The organism is Pseudomonas sp. NC02 (genome assembly GCF_002874965.1).
Lineage (GTDB): Bacteria > Pseudomonadota > Gammaproteobacteria > Pseudomonadales > Pseudomonadaceae > Aquipseudomonas.
Window position 1 is genome coordinate 848891 of the sequence record NZ_CP025624.1, and the last position, 23736, is coordinate 872626.

Sequence of the window (23736 nt, forward strand, 5' to 3'; positions counted from 1 at the left end):
CAAGGACCAGTGCCTTGAGCATTTGCATGACAGTATGCAAATGCTCAAGAGCCGATAAAGAGAAGAATGATGGAAACCAGCAAACTCAAGAAATTTGCCCAGCAGGCACGTCGCCTGCTCTTGGAGCAAGTGGGTGCCAAGCTCGCCCTGGTGTTAGATACCAGTAGCGCTGCCCGCCGTGAGAATCTGCAAGCCGTGGCTCAGCTGGAAAAGCAGATTGCCGCTAGCGGCCGCGAACAGCTGATCGATAAGGTCGCCTACACCTGGTTCAACCGCATCTGCGCCCTGCGCTTTATGGACGTCAACGGCTACACCCGCATTCGCGTGGTTTCCCCTGCGGAAGAAGGCCAGTTTCAGCCAGAAATCCTCGCTGAAGCCAAAGCCGGTCATATCGATGAAGAGCGCGTGCCGAAGCAAATCCGCCAGCAGATTCAGGCTCTGCTCAGTGGCACCGCACCCAGCCGTGATCCGCAGCAGGAAGCCTATCGCCTGCTGGTGGTGGCCGAGTGCAACGCCTTCCACAGTGCAATGCCGTATCTGTTCGAGCGCATTGCTGACTACACCGAGTTGTTGATGCCCGATGACTTGCTTTCGGGAAACTCCGTTTTGGCCTACACCCGTGAAGCGATGACGCCTGATGCTTGTCAGGACGTAGAAGTCATCGGCTGGCTGTACCAGTTCTACATCTCGGAGAAAAAGGACGCGGTGTTTGAAGGGCTGAAGAAAAACCAGAAGATCAAAGCGAAAGATATTCCTGCCGCCACCCAGCTATTTACCCCGCACTTTATTGTGCGTTATCTGGTCGAGAACTCCCTGGGCCGCCTGTGGTTGCTCAACCACCCCAGCTCATCATTGGCCGGGCAGATGGACTACTACATCAAACCTGATGCGCCAGAAACCGACTTCCTTAAGCTTGCTCGCCCCGAAGACATTAAAGTGTGCGATCCAGCCTGCGGTTCTGGTCACATGCTTACCTACGCCTTCGACTTGCTGTATGCCATCTACGAAGAAGTGGGTACCGACCCCAGCGAAATCTCGGAGAAGATCCTTACCCATAACCTCTATGGCATCGAGCTGGACGAACGAGCAGGGGAGCTGGCAGCTTTTGCGTTGACCATGAAAGCGCGCGCCAAGCAGCGGCGCTTTTTCAACAAGGCTATCAAGCCAAACATCTGCGTGCTGGAAAAGGTGGAGTTTAGCCACGGTGAGTTGGATGAATACATCACTGCTGTGGGGCGTGACCTGTTCACTCTCGACCTGCGCGAAACTCTCAAACAGTTTGAGGAGGCCGATAACTTTGGATCGCTGATCCGCCCCAAGCTCACCAGCGTACAAAATGTATTGTCCGTGCTGGAGGCTAAGGACATGGCAGGCAACCTGTTCCTTAAAAGCACACACGAAAAAGTGTTGAGGGTGCTGCTGCAGGCAGACTATCTGAGCCAAAAATACCAAGTGGTTGTCGCCAATCCACCCTATATGGGCGGCAAGGGCATGAATGCGCGATTGGCTGCATGGGCCAAGGAAAGCTACCCCAGCAGCAAGTCCGATCTGTTTGCCATGTTTATCGAGCGTAATCTCGATCTGGCTGTGCCTGCAGGAGCGGTGGCCATGATCACCATGCAAAGCTGGATGTTCCTGTCCTCATTCGAGTCGCTGCGCGCCCGTATCCTGAACCAGAACACCATTTTGTCCATGGCACATCTGGGCGCACGGGCCTTCGACAGTATCGGTGGCGAAGTGGTCTCAACGACGGCTTTTGTGCTGGAGAACCAACACAAACCGGAATACAGGGGGGCCTATCTGCGCCTAGTGGATGGCACTTCCGAAGCCAAGAAGGCCGCAATGCTCAAGGAGGCCATTCAATGATGGCGACCAGCACGCTGAAAGTTAGAGATGACCACCGCCCTGTTTGTTTTGAAGCTGCAGTCGAGGCCAGTAAGTTCAAGCCCTGCGAAGGTGCGGACACAGTATTAGAGAGTGAAACCGATGAGTGACGAGCGCGAGCAAGCGGCCGAAGCTGGGGTGGGTATGGAGCAGTATTTCTTTCGGGCTTCGGCGGCGGATTTTAAGAAGATTCAGGGGAGTCCGATTGCGTATTGGGCCTCTGAAGCACAGCTAAAGCTATTCGATAGCCCCAAAATTTCCGACTACGGAAGGGTAGGTGTGGGGCTTCAAACAGGAAATAATGACAAATATATTCGCTATTGGTTTGAGGTTGGCTTTCTAGGTGTGAATTTTCTAGGGGCTAAAGGAGATCGTTCTTCAACATGGTACCCATGCAATAAGGGTGGAGACTATCGGAAGTGGTATGGCAATGGGTTAGAGGTCATAGTTTGGAAAAATAATGGGGCTGCAGTAAAAGCAAATACTCCGAGTGCGGTTATAAGAAATGAGTCATGCTATTTCAAACCTTGCGTGACGTGGTCGCGAATAACGTCAGGATCCATTTCGTTTAGATATCTTGGTGAAGGTTTTATTCATAATGATGCAAGCTGCTTTGTGGTTGGGTTCGACGATGACGTTAACAGAAATCTGCTTGCATATCTGAATTCGCCACTTAGAAAGCTGGTGCTTGAAAGTATCAATCCAACGCTTAATCTTTTGCCAGGGCAAGTAAATGACACGCCTTACTTGAATTGTCAGAATGCAGGGGTAGGTGAGCTTGTTGATATTGGTAAAGCAGACTGGAACTCATACGAGACTTCATGGGATTTTACCGGCCTGCAGATGCTTCACCCAGATAATCGCCAGCCCAAGATAATAGCCACCTATCAGCAACTCCGGATCCATTGGAGTGAAAGTACGCGGGAAATGCAGCGCCTCGAAGAAGCGAACAACTGCATCTTCATCGACGCCTATGACCTGCAGGACGAGTTGACACCCAAAGTACCACTGAAGGAAATCACCCTTACCTGTAATCCGTATTACCGCTATGGCGGTGAAAAGACCGAGGCCGAGCTTGAATCGCTTCTGCAGGCGGACACCATGGCCGAGTTTCTCAGCTACGCCGTGGGCTGCATGTTTGGTCGCTACAGTCTGGATAAGCCGGGGCTGGTATTGGCTAATCAAGGCGACACGGTGGCTGAGTATCTGCGCCAGATCCCCGAGCCGAGTTTTATGCCGGATGAGGACAATGTCATCCCGCTGTTGGATGGTGAGTGGTTTGCCGACGATGTAACCGAGCGTTTCCGCACTTTCTTGCGCATGACCTTTAGTGAAGAGCATTACGAAGAAAATCTAGCCTTTATCGAGCAATCGCTTGGCAAGGATGTGCGCAAGTACTTTGTCAAGGACTTCTACATCGACCATGTGAAACGCTACAAGAAGCGGCCGATCTACTGGCTGTTCGCCAGCCCAAAGGGCACCTTCAGCGCACTGATCTACCTGCACCGCTACCGCCAAGATACTGTGAGTGTGGTGCTGCAATACCTGCGCGACTTCCGCAAAAAACTGGCTTCTCGCCTGGACTATCTGCAACAGGTAGGCATCAGCACCAGCGTCAGCCAAGGTGAAAAGACCCGTGCCCTGAAGGAAATCGAAACGCTTAAGAAGCAGCTGCTAGAGTTGGACGACTACGAGCGCGACACCCTCTATCCGCTGGCTACTGAGCAGGTGGCGCTGGACTTGGATGACGGCGTCAAAGTGAACTACCTCAAGCTCGGCCCAGCATTGAAGAAGATCGTCGGGCTAGATGCCAAGGGGGATGAATGAGGGCGAATAAGGAGCAGACACAATGCTGATTCAGTCCATCCAGCTGAACAATTTTTTGAGCTTCGGCGCGTCATCTGCCGTCATTCCGCTGGGGCCGTTGAATGTCATCATCGGGCCTAATGGTTCACCTTGGGCCAGGCGATTTGTCGAAACGCTGCAGGCTCGGATGTGGAATGCATGAACATGAGTAACCCCAAAATCACTCAGGCTCTGAGCAACCTGTTCGACAAGCAGCGCATAGTGTTCTGGTATGACACACGCCAGGAGTTTCGCGCTGATTTCGAGACGCTGCAGCTGCCGGATGTCGAGAAAATCGAGCTGGCTAACAATGAGTTTGGCGTGAAGTACCGCCTACTGCGCGAGCAGCCGGAACAGAAGTTTCTGCTCTACCGTGAAGGTGCCGAACCTCCGCATTTGCAGAATTGGTTGTTGGATGTGCAGCTCGCCAGTGGCAATTGCTTCCGTACTGATCAGGTTGCCTTGTGGCTGGCTGAGCTGGAGTTGGGGCCGGACTGCTATCCGCTGTTGGAAGCCCACGTGGCGTTTTTTGAATCCGCCAAGCGCCGTGAGGCCCTGAGTAAGTTACTTGAGCCGGGTGATTCGCAGAACCTGCTGCAACGCAAGATGCTCGCCGTGTGTGCTGGCAACGAGCCGCGCCCGGATGTAATTCTGGAAAGCCTGCTGGGTGATCTGGCCGCTGGCAAAGATGTGCGGATCAAGTTAATCGAAAGCAGCGGCTTGAATGCCTATCTGTGGGAGCAGGTGAAGCGCGCCTATGGCTATAGCTCCGAGCAACCAGGGTTGCACGATTTCGTTATCGAGCTGTTTAAGGCTTGTTTCATGCTTGGGATCGATCCGGCTTACAAGGCGCGACTGTCCGCAGAGGCGCTGGTGTTCCTCAAGCGCTGGAAGGACAGTCGTTCGCATGAGCAGAGTTTCGAGACACTGTCTGAGCAATGCGCGGCGGTGCTGCAGATCGACGATAAGCTACAAACTCTTGACTGGCGTAGCCTGCTGGAACTGGATTATTTCGAGCTGATCGACCGCAAGATCCTTAGTGAGCTGGTACGTGCCGTAGTGGCCCGTACGGTGACCGCTCAGGAGGTGGAGCAGTGGGTACGCCAGCGCCGTCAAAGCCACTGGTTTGAGCGCTTCAAGGATGTATACCTGGCGCTGGAGCACGCAGCGCAGTTCATCCAAATGCTGGACATAACGCAGCTGCAAATGGAATCGCTGACTGATGGCGTACAAAAGTACGCCAGTCAGTGGTTCAGGCTGGATCAGCGTTACCGCAAGTTCGTCTATCACCTGCGTGAGTCCGGTCAGGCTTCGCTGCTGGGTGAGTTGGCTATGCAGGTCGAGAATCTGTACGTCAACAACTACCTGGGCCGCCTTAACGACCGCTGGCAGCAGCATGTGGATGCGGCGCAGCAGTGGGAGGCCGCGCCCGTAGTGCTACAGCGCAATTTCTTCAGCCGCTATGTACAGCCCTTTGTGGAGCGCAGAACTAAGGTGTGTGTGCTAATTTCCGATGCGTTCCGCTATGAAGTAGGCGAGGAACTGCAAAGTCTGATTCGTCAGGAAGATCGCTTCGATGCCGAGCTGGATCCGATGCTGTCGATGCTGCCAAGTTACACCCAGCTAGGAATGGCGGCGCTGCTACCCAACAGCAGTCTGCAACTGGCCGACAATGACAGTGGTGATGTCATAGTGGATGGTCAGAGCGCTCAAGGCTCGGTCAACCGGGGCAAGATACTGGCGACCAGGGTGCCAGCATCTCAGGTGGTACGAGCCAAGGATCTACTGGCGATGAACCAGGCTGATTCTCGTGCCTTGCTGCGCGACAACGAGGTGGTTTACGTCTATCACAACCTGATCGACAAGACCGGCGACACTCGTGATACCGAGGAACGGGTCTTTGCGGCGGCCGAAGAAACGCTCAGTGAGCTGATCCGTCTGGTGAAGAAGCTGACCAACGCCAATGCCAGTAACCTGCTGATCACTGCCGATCATGGCTTCATCTATCAGAATCATCCGCTGCAGGAGAGTGATTTTCTCAGTAGTGAGCCGGAGGGCGGTGAGGTCCTCTATCGCGATCGGCGTTTTTTACTGGGTCGTAGCTTGCGCGAGGGAGCCAGCTTCAAAACGTTCAGCCCGGGGCAGATAGGGCTGACGGGTACGCTTATGGTGCAGATTCCTAAGTCCATTAACCGTCTACGCCTGAAAGGCTCCGGCAGCCGTTTTGTACACGGTGGTGCTACGCTGCAAGAGGTTGTGATCCCGGTCATCCGAATTAACAAGAAGCGCCAGAGCGATGTGGGCCGGGTGGATGTGGAGTTCATCGGTGGCGGTGGGAAGACCATCACCACCGGGCAGTTGGCCGTGGTGCTCTATCAAATCGAGGCAGTGACCGAGAAACTGCAGTCGCGCCGTCTGCGAGCAGGTCTGTTCACGCTGGATGGTGAGCTAGTATCCGATCAGCATGAGCTGTTGTTCGACTTCAGCTCTGCTAACCCGCGTGAACGGGAGTTGCCCGTGCGCTTCATTCTCAGCCGCAAGGCAGATGAAGCGAACAATCAGCAGGTGGAGCTGCTCCTTGAAGAGACCGTGGAAGGCACTTCACACTTCACACGGTACAAAGCCGCGCGTTACTCCATTCGCCGCTCGTTCAGCAGCGAGTTTGATTTTTAAGCAGGAGCTCTAATGAGTCAGCTCGACGACAAGATCAACCAGCACTTTGCCGGCCTGGTGGTGCGCAAGGACCTGGTCAAGGCGGTGAAGGGCAACGCTATTGTGCCTTCGTATGTGCTGGAGTACTTGCTCGGCCAGTACTGCGCGACCAATGACGAGGCGACGATTCAGACCGGTATCGAGACGGTCAAGGAGATCCTGCGCAAGCACTATGTCCACCGCAACGAGGCGGGGCTGGTGCGTTCGACCATCAAGGAAAAGGGCAGACACAAGGTCATCGACCGCATTAGTGTCTCATTGAATGACAAGGATGACGTGTACGAGGCCGAGTTCGCCAACTTGGGCATCAAGAAGGTGCTGATCGACTCCAGCACCGTCAAGGCTCACCAGAAACTGCTCGTAGGCGGTGTTTGGTGTATCGCGGACGTGGAGTATGAGTACACCGAAGACAAGACAGCTTCGCCGTGGATATTGGCTTCGCTTAAGCCGATTCAAATCTCCCGCTTTGATTTCGATGGCTACCTGGAAGCGCGCAAGCAGTTCACAACAGATGAGTGGATCGACCTGCTGATCCAGAGCGTCGGGTTCAATCCGCAGATGTTCGGTAAGCGCAATAAGCTCGCGCAACTTATTCGCTTGATCCCGTTCTGCGAGCGCAATTACAACCTGATCGAACTGGGGCCGAAAGGTACCGGTAAGTCGCACGTTTATTCAGAGTTCTCGCCCCACGGCATTCTGATCTCCGGTGGTGAGGTGACGGTGCCAAAGCTGTTCGTCCATAACGGCACAGGTAAGCTCGGCCTGGTGGGTTACTGGGATGTAGTGGCTTTCGATGAGTTTGCCGGCAAGCAAAAGCGAGTGGACAAGGCGCTGGTGGATATCATGAAGAACTACATGGCCAACAAGTCGTTCTCACGGGGAGTGGAAACCTTGGGAGCAGAGGCCAGCATGGTGTTTGTGGGTAATACCGATCATACCGTGCCGTACATGCTTAAGCACACGGACCTATTCGACCCGCTGCCGGAAAAGTTCCACGATTCAGCCTTTCTCGATCGCATTCACAGCTACATCCCCGGTTGGGAAGTGGATGTCATCCGTGGCGAGATGTTCTCCAGTGGTTACGGCTTCGTGGTGGACTACCTGGCCGAGATCCTGCGCTCGCTTCGTAGTCATGATTACTCAAATCGCTATAAAGGCCAATTCACCCTGTCCGACCAGATTTCCACCCGCGACCGGGATGGCATCAACAAGACCTTTTCTGGTTTGATGAAGATCCTGTACCCGCATGGCGAGGCGACAGACGCTGAAGTGGAAGATGTATTGCGCACTGCAATTGAAGGGCGCAAGCGGGTGAAGGATCAGTTGCTACGCATTGACGCTACCTATCCGGCCGTTCGTTTTGCCTACAAGGGGGCTGATGCTCAGGAACGGCTGGTGAGCACTCTGGAAGAGGATGAGTATCCCAATCAATACCATCGAAGGGGAGCGACTGCAGTTTCTACTGCAGACTTACCCCAAGTTGGCACTGACCCTTTGGCGCTTATCGAGGCAGCGCCAGCCATGCAAGGGCCAACTTCGCGCGCATTCAATCCTGCGCCAATGGAACCAGTGCTGAGGGAGCAGCATTTGGTCTTCCACGAAAATCAGCGAGGACTGAGTTTTGACAAGTTGTTCAGTCCCTATCTGGCAGGTGCCAAGCGCATCATCATCACAGACCCCTATCTTCGTATGTTCCATCAGTTGCGCAACTTGATGGAACTGATGGAGAGCATCAGCAAGCTGCAAGGCCCAGAAGATGAGGTGGTTGTTCATGTGGTGACCGTTGAGGATGATTCCAATGGTGATCGTCAGACCGAAAGCCTGCAAAAAATTGCAGATGCTTGCATAGGTGTTGGAATTCACTTTACCTGGGCTTACGACACCTCTGGCACCAAGCATGACCGTGACATCACCACTGATTCGGGTTGGAAAATTGTGCTTGGTCGTGGCTTGGACGTGTTCCAGCGCTTTGAACTGAATGATGCCTTCAGCTTTGCTAATCGCTTGCAGCAGCATAGGCAGTGCAAAGAGTTCAGCGTGACCTTTGTCAGGCTTGAGCCGGCTGCTGATTCGTAAGTTGTTTATGTTGACCAAGTAATTTGCGGTCTGGTTGCTGCTTGGTGCCAGGCATAAGGATAAAAAGGCTAATATCAACCGCCTAAGGGCGTTCGCTACTAAGCGACACATAAACCAGACATGGCAAAAAAACGAGGCGTGTATTGAGAGCGATGTTAGTGGTGCCGCCGGATTCTACGACAGCTCCAAGAAACACTACGCATTCACCCTACGTTCCGCGAGCGGAGCTGATTTTGTTCCAGAACTCGACTACATATACTCATCGGAGGCCGCCCAGGCATGGCGTAAGGCGTCGATGTGTGCTACGTCGGCCGAGGTTGAGGAAAATGTGCGAAAGCCAATATCAGCGGATACCGTAGAAATGCCCCTGAAGAAGATTAGCTAGTTAGATCGAGTTGCACGATTCTTGAAATAAGGGTAAGCGTCAGGCGGACACACCTTTCTGAATGCGCTGGCGTCCTGACTACACGTGACGCGCTCATGACCATAAGGCCGGCGGCACATGCGGCAGTTCAATTGTTGGATTCCCGCTACCGGCGATCAAAACCCGCACCGTGTTCAAAACTTTCAGTTCGCACGGTGGCGGTGGGTTTAACGAACTGCGTATCGAAGATAAGAAAGGTACGGTACAAGTCTTTCTGTATGCCCAGCGCGACTGGGACGAAAACATCGAACACTACCAAATAATCCGCGTCGGCAACGAGCGGCATTACTGTAGTGGTCAACTAATCCCGGACACGACGTTAAGTTTTTCTTCGGCCCGAGCTGGCGCCAGCCCACCGTTGAATTGATGGGGTCGAATCCAGTTGTACCGATCCATCAAGAATTGGCTGATATCGCGCTGGGCTTCTTGAGCCGTTCTGTAACCCGTGGTCGGTACCCATTCCGTTTTCAAACTGCGGAACACGCGCTCCATTGGCGCATTGTCCCAGCAATTTCCCCGGCGACTCATGCTCTGGCGCATTCGATAGCGCCACAGCCGCTGGCGAAATAAACGACTCGCATATTGCGACCCTTGATCCGAGTGAAACAGCAGGCCCTGAGGCCTTCCTCGTTGTTCGTAAGCCATATCCAGCGCCTTGATAACCAGATCGGCGTCCGGCTTTTCCGACAACGCCCAGCCCACTACCCGGCGCGCGCAAAGATCCAGCACGACCGCCAGATAGTGCCATTTCCCCTGGGCCCAAATGTAGGTGATGTCGCCGCACCACACCTGGTTGGGTGCCGGAACATTGAACTCGCGGTTCAAGGTATTCGGGATATCGAGTCGTTCTACCGTCGCTCTTTTGTAGGCATGTGATCCGGGTTGTTTGCTGACTAGATCAAGCTCGCGCATCAAGCTGCGCACTTTGAATCGACCTAGCTGCTCACCGTCGTCACGCATCAGCGACAGGATGCTGCGGCTGCCCGCAGCACTACGACTTTGCGTGAATAACTCGCTCACCCGACTGCGCAACCGAAGCCGTTCGACATCAGGCGTGCGGCGCCTAAGGCGCTGGGCGTAGTAGCACGAACGGGTGACTTCAAACACCTTGCACAGCCAGTCAACCGGCTCATAGACGCTCAACTGATTGATCAGCGCGTACGCTCGTGATCTTCCGACATCAAGAGCGCGGTAGCCTTTTTTAATATCGATTTTTCCCGTTCCAGGCGGGCGATCCGGGCTTCCAACTCCTGGATTTTCTGCTGTTCCGGGGTCAGCGCTTTGCTCTGCGGGGTAACGCCTTTGCTCTCTTGTTGAACCTGGTCGACCCAACGGCGTAGTGCCGACTCGCCGACGCCGAGTGAACGGCTGGCTTCGATGTAGCTGTAGTTTTGCTTGAGCACGAGGTCGGCAGCCTCGCGTTTGAATTCAGCAGAAAAGGAACGGCGTTGTTTGGTCATTTGACACCTCGATCTGGCGAGCATTCTCGCCTAAATGGGTGTCCGGTTTCATTAGACCACTACATTACACCATTGAGAAGAACACTTACACCGAGCTGAAGGCTGAAAAGCGCTGCATATTATCGGAATCGGATTGAAATAGTTGAGTCGTTTTATAGGTGCTAAAGGTTGTAGCTGTACACAATGTTTTTCATTTAAACAAAAAATAAAGGCACGGGAAGATCCGTGCCTTTATATTAGTTGATTCCGACAGGGTGATCATTTTTATCATAGCAAATTGGATACTCGCAGTGTCCGCCTGCGTTGAGAACTTCTAGTTCGTAGACAGCTGGCAGGTATTGCTTAAGCTCCTCCTTGAGCACTTTCTCACCGTTGATGGTGCATTCATCGTCTGCGCGCGGGTTGCACCAGGCTTCCTTTACGTCGATTGTTTTGGTGGGTTTTGTCATGGGTGTCTTTTTGACCTGTGGTTCATCATCGATTGATAGGCCACTCGTTGCATTCGCATCCAGTGAGTAGGCAGCAATAGAGTCTTTTAAGCTCGTATTACTAATGCCGTGATCAAGTAAAAAGTTCTGAAGTATTGTCCGGGATTGAGCGTAAGTAACTTGTTTCCCCTTTTTATTTGGTCCACCATCCATGCGATAGGCAATCGGATAACCATCCTCACTTTCATAGATGTAATAGTAAATGGAGAGACTAAAACTGAGGTCTTGGCCGTACATGCCATAGATACCTGAACCATTGGATGCACGGCAAGTGCCTCGCACGCATTTACCGCTGATGTGGTTGCTGAAGGTGACGTTGCGCTGTTGCTGTGCATTCCATTGAGTGATATTTCTTGGAATTCTATACCAGGTGCAACGGTAGAATTTTGCCCCGTACTGGTTTTTGGCCTCTGCGCACGGAATGGCATAAGGTAAATCGTTCATATTTTGTTCATTGGGTAGCATGGGTGGATACATGTACCCGTAGTCAACTTCGGCTTGTGCGTTCAATGAAAGTGCAAGCGCCAAGCAGCTTGCTGCTTTGAGTGCAACTGATTTTATATTCACTGTCTTAAACTCAGTGTGGGAGGAAGGAAGAGATTGGAGTCTTTTGTAAGTTATTTATGAATGACTTTCGGTGTTAAATCGGCGATAGGTGTTTAGGGATGTCGTCAGCATTTAACGTGCCGACAATCTGTATTTCATTTTTGCTTGTTGTTTTTGCAAATAGGAGACTCCCGTATTCGGGGCTCCATGATTGCCTGTGTCCACTGGATTTTATTATATCTTTCATGCAGGTGTTGTGGGTCATCACTATAAGATTTCTGCCGGAGTTTTTGTGTTCGAGTAGCTTATCCACGATGTCGTTTCCCCAAATGGCCTCTCTATCGGATAGCAGGCTCGCTTTGCCTAGCATGAAGTCGGATGTTTGAACTGTTCTAGTCATTGGGCTAGTGAAAATAACAGCATCGTCAAAATCAAAGAGTGCTTTTAAATGAATACCTGTTTCTTCTGCTCTCTCGCTTCCAAGAGCTGTGATTCCTTCGTCTGGGCCTAAGCAGGGGTTGTTTGAGCGATCACAGCGCTCTTCGTGCCTTATTAACAAAATAACGTTCCCACCTTTCCAGTATTCAGAAAGTCCAGAGTCGATTAGTTTTTTATGTGAGTCTAAATTTTTTACGGTTTTTCTTGTAAAAGCCTCGTAAGCAAAAAATGTTGCGCTTATAAAACCAGTACTTAGTAGTATTTTTTGTAGACTGATATTTACTATTTGGGATGTCCAATATTTTAATTCTTATTGGTTGCGGTCGGTATTCATAGACTTTTTGAGCGTGAGTGCGAGCGCGGGCTGACTGTGTTGATTGCTATTTTTTGTAGATGACTTTCAGTTTTTTATTGACGTAGTCTTTTATGATTTCGTAGTCGGGATTGTAGGTGGCTAGAGTGTGGCCAGTACTGGCGACGGTAGCCGCAGCGGCTAAGACGACGCCAACAGGTAGAGATGCAGCTCCAATTACAGCGCCCAATATACCGCCTTGAGCGATAGCGCCTTTCATGTCGCTTTTGATTCGACACTTCAGCCCCTGGCTTTCAATCTTGGTTTCGACAAGTTTGATACCTGGCATGAAGTTACCTCTGAGGCCATGGATCTCGAAGGACGTTTTGCTTCTCACGAGGTCTTCAATCTGCGATTCGTTCAGGCCTTTTATGACATTCATGGTTTTTCTGAGCTCCTTGCAAGAGGTGGTAGTCAAAAAGATGGGTTGGATATCAACCTTTAGGGGTGAGTTACGTCCTGTAAGGTCCTTCATGTCAACGGGTTGATGGTCAACCATCCAGGTTGGACTGGAGGGTGGCATGTCAAAAACCAAATCGAAGCAGCTGGCGGAACTCGTTGGGCAGGCGATTGCCCGCCAGCGCGTTCGTTGCAAACTGAACCAGGAGCAGGTTGCGGAAAAGCTTGGAATTGGAAGCGAGGCTGTATCCCTTATCGAGCGCGGAATTGTCATGCCTAACATCGAGCGCTTGGTTGAGTTGGCGGCAGTTTTTGGTTGTGAAACCGCTGACTTGCTGACCGAAGGGAGTTCTCGCCCAGAGGACCAGGCGCGCAGGCTTTCTGGTTTACTCTCCAGACTTGGGGCGCATGACCGCGACTTTGTCCTGGATATGGTGGAGCGTCTTGTCACTAGACTTGATCGCGGCTGATTGGCTCCATCATGAGGGGCCCATAGATTTTGTCTTGCCGATGTCCTCAGCACAGGCAGGTTTGACTTAGTTGGCCTGCGAAGCGAGAGATTCCAACTTGTCCGCGAGGGAGTTGGTCGTTGGTAGCGACTCACCTTGGCTTCTGGTGCTAGCGGCCTCCGTGTTTCCAAAGAACTCCTCGATTACGACGTGACTGTCCTCCTCGCTGTCTTCGAGGGCGCCATTGCCGAAACCCCGGCGAGCGGCGTCATCCAGAGCCGTCTGGTCGAAACCAACTGCTATGCGCTGTGTATCAAGTTCGCTCGCCTTCTGTAGTGCTTCGGTCATGTCCATGCCACTACGTACCGTGAGGTCGACGTAGAAAATCGGAGTACCGTGGCTCTGGCGAGTGGACTTGCCGCGTAGACGCAGCTCCAGCGGTATGCAGGCCAGTCGACCGCCTGAGATTGCTTGGAAGTAATGTAGACGAGCGGACAGGGTGCGAATGCTATTGAAACCGGTGGTGCGGAACACAAAGCTACCCAGCGAATCCTCATCACCAATGATCACATTCAGTCGGCCATAAGGCTTACAGGCACCTCCCTTGGCCAGTAGGCAAGCATCCGGCGAAGGGCAGGGCAGCGACTGCATGCCGTCCTGGGTCATGCGTTTGCAGGTTTCGCCGTTGCCGACACATAGCGGGCGTCCGGATTGCCGGTCGAACAGGGTGTAGTCGGCCCGGAAATTCAGCTCCGGCTCGTTGAACAATAGACGTACTGGAATGCTGCGCAGCTTGTCCTCCTTACCCTGGCGCAGTTCATCGTTAAGTGGGTGCAGTAACCAGCCATCCCTGCTTTGCACCTGTGAGGTGATGGTGAATTGATCGTCTTTCTCCGGTAGGCGCTTACCGTTTCTCTCGACGATTTTACCAATGGAAATACGTCCGAGCACGGGCGGTGTAATGACCAGGCCTTTGAGCATGGTGGTTCTCCTTGGAAGTGAAAATGGCCCCCCGAAAACTGAATCGCGTAGGGACGGCCAGCGAGGAAAAGATCAGTTGATAAGGAAGCGGCGGCTGCCTTCCTTGCGCTTGCTGAAGCGGACTTGCAGATAGGGCTTCTCCTTCAGCAGGCGCTCGACATCCAGCACTGTGCTGTCTTTGGAGCGTTTCCAACTGATAAAGCCATTGCTGAACTGCGCACGTGTGGCTTCGCCCATGGCTTGCAGCAGGATCTGTTTCAGTTGAGATTCGCGGCTTTCTTTTGCCGTAATGGACTGCCGAACAGCTTTGAGTTCGAGGTAGGTCGCGGCCAATCCAGCATTGGCGCTGAAGTCCACGGTTCGGCCGTTGTTCTGAGGGTAGAGGCAACGCAGTGCCGCTTCAGATGAGGCGCTGCCATCGACCGGAGGCGGGGTGTCGGTTTGTACGTATTGCCAGAACTTGCGTTCCAGTTCGATCAGGCGAGCAATCATCTGCTCGTCCCGTTCGATGCGGTAAATCTCTAAATGCTGGCCACCAAGCAGAACTGCAACATCAGCCGCCTGCTTGCCGGTGACAGCTAACTGGTGCATGACCTGCAATTGCACATACTCAGGCACGCCTTCTTTCCAGAGGCGTGCTCCGTTTATGCCGGCAGTCTTGCATTCAAGGATTTGTACATCGTCGGCACCGTTCACTTCGCGGTCGATATTGGCGAGCATCCAGGGCAGTTCTGGGTCAGGGTGCTGTAGCACGGCGTTTATTCGTCGCACCTTCTTGCCGGTGCGTTTGCTGTAATGCCAGGCCACGATGGGCTCCAGCACATTGCCCCAATAGGCAGGGCTTTCCTCATCATGAGGGTCTATTTTCGGTAACGTGGCATCCCGTTCCGTCTTTTCAAGCCACAACTCCAGCTGCGATTTATACGGGTTCAGGCCAACCGCTGCGCCTGCGTCTGAGCTGCCAATGCCTTGTTTGCGCACGGTGAGCCAGTCTTCACGGGGCAGTTCTTTGGTGCCGATTAAACGAAGGGCCGGACGGCTCTTGTAAGCATTTTCATTTCTAGGAATCGCTTTCATGAGAGATACCTTGCGGACATAAAAACGCCCGTTGAGCTTGATGCTGAACGGGCGTTATGGTTGAAGAGGAGAAGGCATTTCAGGCCGCGAGTTGCAGGGCCGCATCCAATGCCCGTTGCTTGATTTGCGCCCCCTGGCCGAACCAGGCGGAGTCCATGCGGTACTCGTTGCTACGTGCTCTGCGCTCGTGATCGACATACTCGGTCACGGCGTTGAGCAGGCCCCAGGCAGTGCCTTGTGACGATTCAAGCGTTGCGCCACGCCCACGTCCTTCGTACAGGCTTTGTACTTTGCGCAGGGCACGTTCGTTGGGCAGGACTTCAGGTAGTTTGCTATTGGGTGTTACTTCACACAAAACGTTCATGAAGAACCCAATAGCTTCATGCCACTGAACTTTGCGCTCGGCCAGCACGCGCATGCGATACATGAACTCGTCCCATTGCGAGACGGCTACACCCAATTGCTTTTTGACGGCCCTGGCATCGAACCTGGTGCTGTGCGGCACCTTGATGGCGCGCGTGGTGCCATCCAGGGCGATGGTCAAAGTGTTGTTGCAGACCACGCGAACGGTGGTCGGCGTGGCCGTGGTGGCGAGCGTGCCGTCACAGGAGGTCGCCAGCAACAAATAGCCGTTGACCTGATCGTTGCCCTTCAAGTTGGCGTTCTGCCCGGTTCTCGCTAATGCCCAGAACTTACGCCCTCCCTTCAGAACACCTGCCGTTTCCAACTCATAGCCGGACACTTCAGTCAGGTCTCGGTAGAACTCCATCACCTCACGCGGCTGAACTATTTGATAGCGATTGGAAACCACCGACAGCGGTGCTTTGGTGTCGGAGCGGTAGAGTACCTTTTGCTCTGGGAATGAGTGAATGCTGCCCATATGGCCGATAGCGTCGGCCTTGAAGTGAACCGGACTTTCCTGAATCTGCCAGTCCATACCGGCTTCATGCTGCCAGACTTCGATCGGCTGTTTCTGTGTCAATTGACGGTCGAGGCCGTGTCACGGGGTTGCGCCAACGTAAGCCATTTGTTCGATTTGATGAGCCATGATTAAGGTTCCTTGTGGTGCAGTTCGGCATAAACGCCACGCATCGCGTGGCAATGTCCGGACGTAATAGAAAGAAAGGAGTAGAAGACGGATTAAGCAGGGAGGTTGAAGCGATGCCCGCAGATCAGGCAGAGGTTGTGGGCGAGTACATGGCGGTCAAGCTTGTCGCCGAGTTGAGCGCCTAATGCACAGCCGCCAGCGCCGCCAACAAGGCCGCCGAGGATCGCCCCAGAAACGGCTCCGAGAGTGACGCCGAGCGGGCCTGCAACTGCGCCGACGGTGGCACCCGCCTGACCGCCAGCCAGTGCTGCACTGACGCCGCGTGCTGCACCGCCGACCGTACCGATGGCCGCTGCAATTTTCATGGCTTGGTGGAAGGAACCGATTTTGGGTGAGTTACAGCGAGGGCACTGCAATGACATGGTTTGAAGCTCCATGGTGGGGATGTCATAGCAGTGATGTAGGGCTGAAATTTCTTTGAGATACAGCTAGTTAGGTAACCGGCGTTGGCTTTGATGTGGCCGAGTAAGATGACTAGGAGCGACTCCGGCTATTTTTAACGAATTCCTACGTTTACATACCCGCCCAGCTGGTAGAGACATACAGCACTATGCCACTATTCTCAGTATCCATAAGGTACGACAGAAGAAATTACAGGAGTAGTAAAAATGGCCGTGGAGCAGGCAAAAATTACATTCTACAAAGTTAATCAAGCAGGGTTTTATCGCTGGGGAGAAAACGAGAATCCTGAGTTTGGCGGAGCAGCTGGAATCCTTGCGGAACTACAGGGGTGGAGTCGTGGAAAGCAATTGGCTATGACAAAAACCTACGAGCCAGCAGACGGTTCTGATTTGCTTCCCGTTTACCTAATGGACATTACCACAGATCAGAATGGATGTTTGGTCACCATGTGGAACCAAACTCCGGCTACAGAAGGTAAAGTCGCATCAGCTATGGGCAATTCTGCTGTGGGCAATACTGAGGTAGTGATGAATGACATTCCCGAGGGCGGGATACCTGGTTTCGCGACCTACTTTTGGTTTATGCCTGATGCCGGAGTGTTTGCCAGCATTCGCTTTCAGCATCTGATTACCGGGCAGAAACCTATGCAAGAGTTTATGGAGTCATATCTCGGTCAATATTCTGGAAACGTTGTCCTTACAGAGCCAGACCCTGGCGTCGATGTGGAGTTGCTAGGATATCGTCAGAGTTCTGCTCATCCCGTACGGACAGATGTATATCCGAGATTTCGTACGCAGCTTATGAGGCGTGCTGGTGAATATGATCTTCTCTTGGAACAGGCTCATAGGATTCGCAAGATACACCGTAAAACGACGCTCAGACTTAATCGACCCGAGGAACTGGCTTTTTGGCAGAAAGCTTACCAAATCGCGACCTTGCGCCGTCCGCAGAACTTACCTGATATAATCAAATTCAAATACGAGGTGAAGGCGGAAATGAACCGTGATCAGGTCCAAGAAATTATTAACTCTTGGCTTGCGGATCATGATCGAGAATGGGACGACTATGGTTTTTTGCTTAGCGGTGAGCAATCTCCTCATTGGCTCAGTCACTCTATTGCTCGAGACGAATTTCCTTTGGATGTTGATAGAAATAATTTGGAAATTGTAAATCCAGAATCCCTTCTTCGAGCCATTACCGGCGGACTTGATGAGATACTCGCCCTAATTCGATAGGTTACCTATTGTGATAGCTAAGATTTTTGCATTCATTTGCTCAATTGCCATAGTCGGCTTGGCATTTTGGCAAGGTCGATCTGTGCCTTTTCAGGAGCAATGGCCTCTTTTTGAGGCGTTACGAGCAACTGCATCAATTATTTTCGCAGTAGTTGGGGCCTGGCTTGCCATTATCTATCCTGATCGATTAAAGATTTCATTTAGAAAGGGCGAGCCGTCTAAACCTACGAATGGGAGTGGAATGGCTAGGCTATTCACTCCAATTGTTCATTCTACGGCAATACTTTGCGTAGTCCTGCTAATAGGTATTATTGCTCCGCTCTTAAAGCGATTTGATTTTTTGATTGAACATGTTGAGGTTATGAGGTCCCTTTCTTACGGTTCATTGGCGACTCTCACTCTCTGGCAACTTTGGACTGTGGTTCTATCTCTTGTTCCTGCTGATATTATAAAAACCAAGGCTGATCATGAAGAGCGACAAATAAGTACAGTGGAGCAGCTCACACAGAACACTGGATTCGTACCTCGAGGGACTGACAATGGCTCAAAGGATTGACACTTACAGTAAAGAAGTTAAGCTGGCTTCAGAGAGCGCGCCTGGGGAGAACAATACGTCTGCGGCGCCGACCTATCTGCTGTCTTTAGGGGCATCACCTTTATCGATTTGGAATGACGGTTACCGTGAGGGTGATCTGAGTGATATTAGTGTTGGCGATGAGCTGACATTGTTTTGCAATGCTCCTGCGCGTGAAATTGGAGATACGGTATATTTGATTCGCTTGTTTGAAGAGCCTCGCGGAATTGTGGCTAAAGGCGTAATTACCAGAACTCTTCAAGTAAAAACAGATGCCGAGGATCGCTTAAACCCTACCAATAGAGTGAGCTGTCGCATTGATGAGCTAAGGAAAACCTGTGCCGATAGTTTGTTGCCCTTATTGTTGCTCAAAAAGGCGCTTGCCGATCAGAGTTGGGATGACCAAACATCTGGCAGAAAAATTGCTGAGTCAGTCGTGCCGACGCTAAATCAATTGTGGCAAGCGGGTAAGGGCAAGCACAGCTTGCGCCAATACATCGAGTGGAGTTCGGCTGATGGAAAAGAGTCGCGCCCTAAATGGCTAGACAGCTATAGAGCCATTACCCAATGGGCGAGTACTCTGAGCGATGGAAAGAGCGAGCTGGATCAATTGGCTCTGGAGCGTCTATGGCTAGAGCGTGATAACGGCGTTTCCAGCCTCAAGCAAGGTGTGTTATCGCGCAGCGAGCTTAATACCCAGCGGGAGAAGGTCGCCAAAATGACGCAGTTAATAATGGCGGCGCCGACGGCCGAGACCTTCAAGCAGATTCTTGATCAATGGAAAGTCGGCGTTCAGGCCGGCGACTTCAACAAGAATCGACCCGCGATGATCAGCCGGGTGTTCGCTGCCTTCGCCCCTGACCGTTACACCTCTCTATTGAAGACAGATGCCTGCCAATCTTTGCTAGCCGGCCTAGCCTCGCATTTCCAATTGGTCAAGGATGCTACCGGGGGGCAAGACTGGTGCAGCCTAAATCAGCAGATTAAAGCTCTCATGGCGAATGCTGGAGTAGATGGTACTCCCGTATTGGAGAACAACATTGCCATGTGGCAGTTATCGGAAACGCTGCATGGGGGTGAGGTTGTTGATAGCGATGGCTCTGCGCAAGGAACGATTGTAATGAAACACTTGAATATCCCACTCAACCAGATTCTGTTTGGTCCTCCCGGTACTGGAAAAACCTACTCTACTATCGATCATGCATTACAAATTCTTGATCCTACAGTGCTGGTGGAGAGTGGTCGCAGTGATGTAGAGATGCGCAGGCGCTTGAAATCCCGTTTCGATGAGCTGGTAGCAGAAAGGCGTATTCGGTTTGTGACTTTCCATCAGAGCTTCAGCTATGAGGACTTTATCGAGGGGCTGCGCGCAAGTACCGATAATGGCCAGATTCGATATCACCCCGAGGATGGCATCTTCAAGAAAATCTGTGCGGATGCGGCTGCCATTACGGGTGTGCCAACCCTGGATGACTTACTGCAACAATTCGTCGAGCGCGCCGCGGAGGAACCAATCACACTTGAAACTTCAAGGGGGAAACGATTCCGTGTAGAGCATCGTGATGGAAATACGACGCTTAGTTGTTTTCCTCAAGCTTCTGTCTCCGCAAGCGGACTTCCGGCAAATATAGAGCATGTTCGTCAATTACTTCATGGTGTGCGGCCGAGCAATATCTATTGTGAGAGTTACGTCAAAGGAATTGCGGATTATATAAAGGCAGGTCTTCCGGAGGACGGAGCCTCTACTAAAGAAATACGTAAACCATATGTGCTTATTATAGATGAGATCAACCGTGGAAATGTATCACGCATATTTGGTGAGTTGATCACCTTGATTGAGCCTTCCAAGCGCCAAGGCGCGGATGAGTGCTTGCCTGTAGAGCTGCCTTACTCGCGAGAGTCTTTCAGCGTGCCAGACAATCTTTACATCATTGGCACTATGAACACGGCGGACCGATCGTTGGCAGGGTTGGATATTGCATTGCGCCGTCGCTTCACCTTTACAGAGATGCTTCCTCAGCCTGATCTATTGGATGAGGTGGTGGTGGAGGGTGTGAATATAGGTCAACTACTGCGAGTGCTAAACCAGCGTATCGAAGTATTGTTGGATCGCGATCATTGCTTGGGGCACGCCTACTTTATGCCGTTGCTAGAAGATCGCAACCTGGAACGGCTGGAATTGATCTTTCGCAATCAGGTGCTGCCATTGCTGCAGGAGTACTTCTTCGAAGACTGGCAGCGTATTCAGTGGGTGTTGAATGATCATCGCAAGCCTCCTGTGGATCGTTTTGTTGTGCGTTACAAGCAGGACCTCGTCTCGCTATTTGGTAGCAGTGTGCCGGCACAAGACCAGGTATGGCGTATCAATGTGTCTGCTTTCAAGCAAATTACCGCATATGTTGGCGTGATAGCGGTTAAGGCTGAGGCCAAAGTACAGAGTGAAGAGCTTGAGGCGTTTGGCGTTTGAGTACCCAAGTTACTATTCGGGAGTACGCTAAGCTTACGACAGCTGTCGTCCCGCTTGGCAATCTTGACTGTGCACAAATATCTGAAACCGCCTTCGATTGGCTTTGCGACCTAAGTGCTCGCTTCAATCGCGGAGGTGCCACCCTGTTGCAAGTTGAGGGGCGACGATCGCTTCGGTGGGACAGCTACGTAGGTGTGCTTGAAACGCCTTGTGGCACTCGTTTGGAGGTTCTACCTAAGCATTTTGAGCAAGGGGATTGCGAGCGTGAGAGTCGAGCTCTGTTGCGTAAACTGATTCAAGCTGCTTTGTCTCTCAAACCGCGCCAAGTGTCAGTGACCGGGCTGGAACTATTCAATGCCCCGCTTACAGAGTGGGTAATGGGGCAATTCCTTAATGAACTCGATCGTTTGGTCAAGCGTGGCATACGTTTTGACTATAAGCGTTTAGAAGAAGAGCAGCGCTTTCTGCGTGGCCAGCTCAATATAGTAGGGCAGATGCGCCAGCCACTGGGGCGTCAGCATTACTTCCAGATTCGCCATGATGTATTTTTACCTGATCGGGCAGAGAATCGCTTGCTCAAGCTGGCGCTGGAGCAGGTGTTTAAGGCTACTCAGGATGCAGCTAATTGGCGCTTAGCGAATGAATTGCGTTCGATACTCGCTGAGGTTCCGGCCAGTCGACAAATGCAGGCAGACTTCAGAGTCTGGAGCTGCGATCGACTGATGGCGCACTATCAGGCGCTCAAACCTTGGTGCGAACTGATTCTAAAAAAACAGATGCCGATTGCGGTGGCCGGTGACTGGCAGGGTATGAGCCTACTGTTCCCGATGGAGAAGTTGTTTGAGCGCTATCTTGAGACTTGGTTTCGTAAGCAACTGGATGCAAGTGCTTCACTCAAGTCGCAAGTGGCCAGCGAATATTTGTGTGATCATGATCAAGAAAAGATGTTCTGCCTTAAGCCTGACTTACTGATTGTGCAGGGTAACAAGCCGATGTGGGTGCTGGATGCCAAATGGAAACGCTTGGATGGCTCTGCCCGCGAGCGCAAGTATGATCTGAGCGAGGCTGACTTCTATCAGTTGTTCGTCTACGGTCAGAAGTACCTGCACGGTAAAGGTGAGATGGCCCTGATCTATCCACGTTGGTCCAAGTTTAAAAAGGCCTTGCCACCGTTCCAACTTGGCGATCATTTGCGGTTGCATGTGCTACCTTTTGACCTGACGGACGAACGCCTTTACGGCGTGGAGCTCATGAGTCTGCCACTGAGCGACAGCTACTTGGCCAAGCAAGTTGAAGAGGGCTGAGGTTTGTCAATGATGAGTAGTAGTTGCAAGGGGCTGGATTAGAGTCAACTCACTATCAAATCACCTCCCGGTCAATTCTCCTTTTCCCGCGACGCATCCTCAATGCGGCGTCGAACCATGTCTATGACCCCATTTCTCAACCATTGATTGGCCGGGTCATCGAAACGACTTTTTTATCTCGGTTTTCTCTGATAGCTGATACAGACAGGTTGCCGGTAGCTGCTTCCTGGATATGGTTGCTCCACCAAGCCATCATCGGGTGTCGGCGCTCGATATAGTCCGCTCGGTTATAGGCGCTTCGAACCTCGTCTTTATTGACATGGGCAAGCGCTACCTCGATCAGCTCTGGGTCCCAGCCGTGTTCGTTGAGGATAGTACTGGCCATGGAGCGCATACCGTGACTCACCAACCTACCTTCAAATCCCATACGTTTCAGGGCCATGTTTGCCGTCTGGCTGTTGGTATGATCCCGTGGGTCTCTGTCGGCTGGGAACACGTACTCTCTGTGGCCGCTATAGGGCTTTATCGTCTCCAGCAGAGCGAGTGCGTGTTCGGTCAGTGGTATGACATGCGCACGTCGTTTCTTCATACGCTCCGCCGGGATCGTCCAGATTTTCTTTTCTAGATCGATGTCAGCCCAAGACGCCGTAGCGGCTTCCGCTGGGCGAGTCATGGTGTGCAGTTGCCATTCGATCAGGCAGCGCGTTGTTCTTTTAATGCTCGCATTGGCGATTGCGACCATTAGCTCTGGCAATTCTTCAGGGCGGAGGGCTGCCATATTCTGTTTTTTCGGTTTCTTGAAAACGGCCCGAATGCCGGTGAGTGGATTAGCAAAGATCATTCCCGAGTTCACGCCGTAGGTCATGATCTCGTTGAGTCGTTGGGTCAGTCGCTTCACTGTCTCCAGGCTACCTTTGGTTTCCAAAGGGCGCAGCAGCTCGATAACTCTCGGGGCATTGACCTGCGAGATGGGTGTAGTGCCAAGCGATGGAAAGACATGCAGCGTAAGTGAGCGCCAGATGTCCTCGGCATAGGCCGGGGTGACCGAATCTTTTTTCAGCTCAAACCAGGCCAGCGCCACGTTCTCGAATGTGTGCTCGGTTGCCTGCCTTTTTGTCTGCGCCAGCTCGCTACGTTGTTCTTTCGGGTCGATGCCCTGAGCGAGAAGTTCTCTGGCTTCGACCGTTTTCTTCCTGGCTTGAGCGAGCGAGAGTTCTGGGTAGGTGCCGAGGCCCATATTGATGCGGTTTTTGGTAATCGGCTGCCGGTAGTTGAAGTTCCATAGCGTAGAGCCATTGACCCTCACACGCAGCTGTAGACCGTCACCATCACTGAGGACGTAGTCCTTGTCTTTCGGCTTTACCGCTTTGAGCTGGCGGTCAGAGAGGCGGGTGGCTTGGGCGCACATGAGGTGTTCCATGACATCAATTGGTATTCCAAAAATTACCACTGAAGGGCTTGGAATACCACTTGGAATACCCGATGACGTAGCTTGTGCGGGACGTCTATGGACGC

General features: G+C 52.2%; 18 protein-coding genes and 2 pseudogenes. 11 read left to right on the forward strand and 9 right to left on the reverse strand.

What is annotated here, in order from left to right; translation table 11 throughout:
- Window positions 1-69: 69 nt before the first annotated feature.
- The 7 genes and pseudogenes from pglX (C0058_RS03800) to C0058_RS32975 all read left to right on the forward strand — a co-directional run.
- A complete protein-coding gene (gene pglX / locus C0058_RS03800; RefSeq protein ID WP_102368060.1) occupies window positions 70-1866 on the forward strand; it encodes a BREX-1 system adenine-specific DNA-methyltransferase PglX in 1797 nt (598 codons plus the stop codon).
- Entirely contained in the window at window positions 1863-1994 is a 132-nt protein-coding gene (locus C0058_RS32970; protein WP_256579554.1) for a hypothetical protein, read from the forward strand. Before pglX (C0058_RS03800) ends, C0058_RS32970 begins: the two co-directional genes overlap by 4 nt.
- The gene (gene pglX / locus C0058_RS03805) at window positions 1987-3711 is read left to right on the forward strand and encodes a BREX-1 system adenine-specific DNA-methyltransferase PglX (protein ID WP_102368061.1); all 1725 of its coding nucleotides are present in this window, start codon (window positions 1987-1989) and stop codon (window positions 3709-3711) included. Before C0058_RS32970 ends, pglX (C0058_RS03805) begins: the two co-directional genes overlap by 8 nt.
- A gap of 22 nt (window positions 3712-3733) precedes the next feature.
- Window positions 3734-3892: a hypothetical protein gene (locus C0058_RS32550; RefSeq protein WP_158660271.1), complete on the forward strand. Its 159-nt coding sequence runs from the start codon at window positions 3734-3736 to the stop codon at window positions 3890-3892.
- A gap of 2 nt (window positions 3893-3894) precedes the next feature.
- Window positions 3895-6402 carry a BREX-1 system phosphatase PglZ type A gene (gene pglZ / locus C0058_RS03810; protein WP_102368062.1) on the forward strand — a complete coding sequence of 836 codons (2508 nt, stop codon included), beginning with the start codon at window positions 3895-3897 and terminating at the stop codon, window positions 6400-6402.
- 12 nt (window positions 6403-6414) lie between these two features.
- The gene (gene brxL, locus C0058_RS03815) at window positions 6415-8517 is read left to right on the forward strand and encodes a BREX system Lon protease-like protein BrxL (RefSeq protein ID WP_102368063.1); all 2103 of its coding nucleotides are present in this window, start codon (window positions 6415-6417) and stop codon (window positions 8515-8517) included.
- A gap of 518 nt (window positions 8518-9035) precedes the next feature.
- A pseudogene (locus tag C0058_RS32975) lies at window positions 9036-9227 on the forward strand (type VI secretion system tip protein VgrG); the annotation flags it as partial.
- An 11-nt stretch (window positions 9228-9238) separates the two neighbouring features.
- Here C0058_RS32975 and C0058_RS03830 read toward each other — a convergent pair.
- The 4 genes from C0058_RS03830 to C0058_RS03845 form a co-directional block, all read right to left on the reverse strand.
- A protein-coding gene (locus C0058_RS03830) for an IS3 family transposase (RefSeq protein WP_102368065.1) occupies window positions 9239-10401 on the reverse strand; the annotation gives its coding sequence in 2 pieces (ribosomal slippage) (window positions 9239-10146 and window positions 10146-10401; 1164 coding nt in all).
- Between the two features lie 236 nt (window positions 10402-10637).
- Window positions 10638-11333 (reverse strand): hypothetical protein, encoded by a 696-nt coding sequence (locus C0058_RS03835; protein WP_256579555.1) that lies wholly within the window; start codon window positions 11331-11333, stop codon window positions 10638-10640.
- Between the two features lie 196 nt (window positions 11334-11529).
- The gene (locus tag C0058_RS03840) at window positions 11530-11994 is read right to left on the reverse strand and encodes a histidine phosphatase family protein (protein WP_256579556.1); all 465 of its coding nucleotides are present in this window, start codon (window positions 11992-11994) and stop codon (window positions 11530-11532) included.
- A gap of 259 nt (window positions 11995-12253) precedes the next feature.
- Window positions 12254-12607: a hypothetical protein gene (locus tag C0058_RS03845; RefSeq protein WP_102368068.1), complete on the reverse strand. Its 354-nt coding sequence runs from the start codon at window positions 12605-12607 to the stop codon at window positions 12254-12256.
- A 139-nt stretch (window positions 12608-12746) separates the two neighbouring features.
- Between C0058_RS03845 and C0058_RS03850 the strand changes: the two genes are divergently transcribed.
- Window positions 12747-13094 carry a helix-turn-helix domain-containing protein gene (locus C0058_RS03850; RefSeq protein ID WP_102368069.1) on the forward strand — a complete coding sequence of 116 codons (348 nt, stop codon included), beginning with the start codon at window positions 12747-12749 and terminating at the stop codon, window positions 13092-13094.
- A gap of 66 nt (window positions 13095-13160) precedes the next feature.
- Here the strand turns inward: C0058_RS03850 and C0058_RS03855 are convergent, their stop codons facing one another.
- The 4 genes and pseudogenes from C0058_RS03855 to C0058_RS03870 all read right to left on the reverse strand — a co-directional run bounded on the left by C0058_RS03855 (window position 13161) and on the right by C0058_RS03870 (window position 16601).
- Window positions 13161-14054, reverse strand: coding sequence for a hydrolase or metal-binding protein (locus C0058_RS03855; protein WP_102368070.1), 894 nt, complete (start codon window positions 14052-14054; stop codon window positions 13161-13163).
- A gap of 72 nt (window positions 14055-14126) precedes the next feature.
- Window positions 14127-15131 (reverse strand): YqaJ viral recombinase family protein, encoded by a 1005-nt coding sequence (locus tag C0058_RS03860; protein ID WP_102368071.1) that lies wholly within the window; start codon window positions 15129-15131, stop codon window positions 14127-14129.
- A 79-nt stretch (window positions 15132-15210) separates the two neighbouring features.
- Window positions 15211-16179: pseudogene (locus C0058_RS03865) on the reverse strand (DUF932 domain-containing protein).
- A gap of 92 nt (window positions 16180-16271) precedes the next feature.
- The gene (locus C0058_RS03870) at window positions 16272-16601 is read right to left on the reverse strand and encodes a hypothetical protein (RefSeq protein ID WP_102368072.1); all 330 of its coding nucleotides are present in this window, start codon (window positions 16599-16601) and stop codon (window positions 16272-16274) included.
- 246 nt (window positions 16602-16847) lie between these two features.
- On the opposite strand from C0058_RS03870, the gene C0058_RS03875 reads away from it, so the two are divergent.
- The 3 genes from C0058_RS03875 to C0058_RS03890 all read left to right on the forward strand — a co-directional run bounded on the left by C0058_RS03875 (window position 16848) and on the right by C0058_RS03890 (window position 22221).
- Window positions 16848-17876, forward strand: a complete 1029-nt coding sequence (locus C0058_RS03875) for a hypothetical protein (RefSeq protein WP_102368073.1) — start codon at window positions 16848-16850, stop codon at window positions 17874-17876.
- Window positions 17877-18415: 539 nt separating this feature from the next.
- Window positions 18416-20917, forward strand: a complete 2502-nt coding sequence (locus C0058_RS32940; protein ID WP_102368075.1) for an McrB family protein — start codon at window positions 18416-18418, stop codon at window positions 20915-20917.
- Complete coding sequence (locus C0058_RS03890) at window positions 20914-22221, forward strand: McrC family protein (protein ID WP_102368076.1); 1308 nt, start codon at window positions 20914-20916, stop codon at window positions 22219-22221. The genes C0058_RS32940 and C0058_RS03890 overlap by 4 nt, the downstream gene beginning before the upstream one ends.
- Before the next feature lie 136 nt (window positions 22222-22357).
- On the opposite strand, the gene C0058_RS03895 is transcribed toward C0058_RS03890, so the two are convergent.
- Window positions 22358-23629, reverse strand: coding sequence for an integrase domain-containing protein (locus C0058_RS03895; protein WP_102368077.1), 1272 nt, complete (start codon window positions 23627-23629; stop codon window positions 22358-22360).
- Between the last annotated feature and the right edge of the window lie 107 nt (window positions 23630-23736).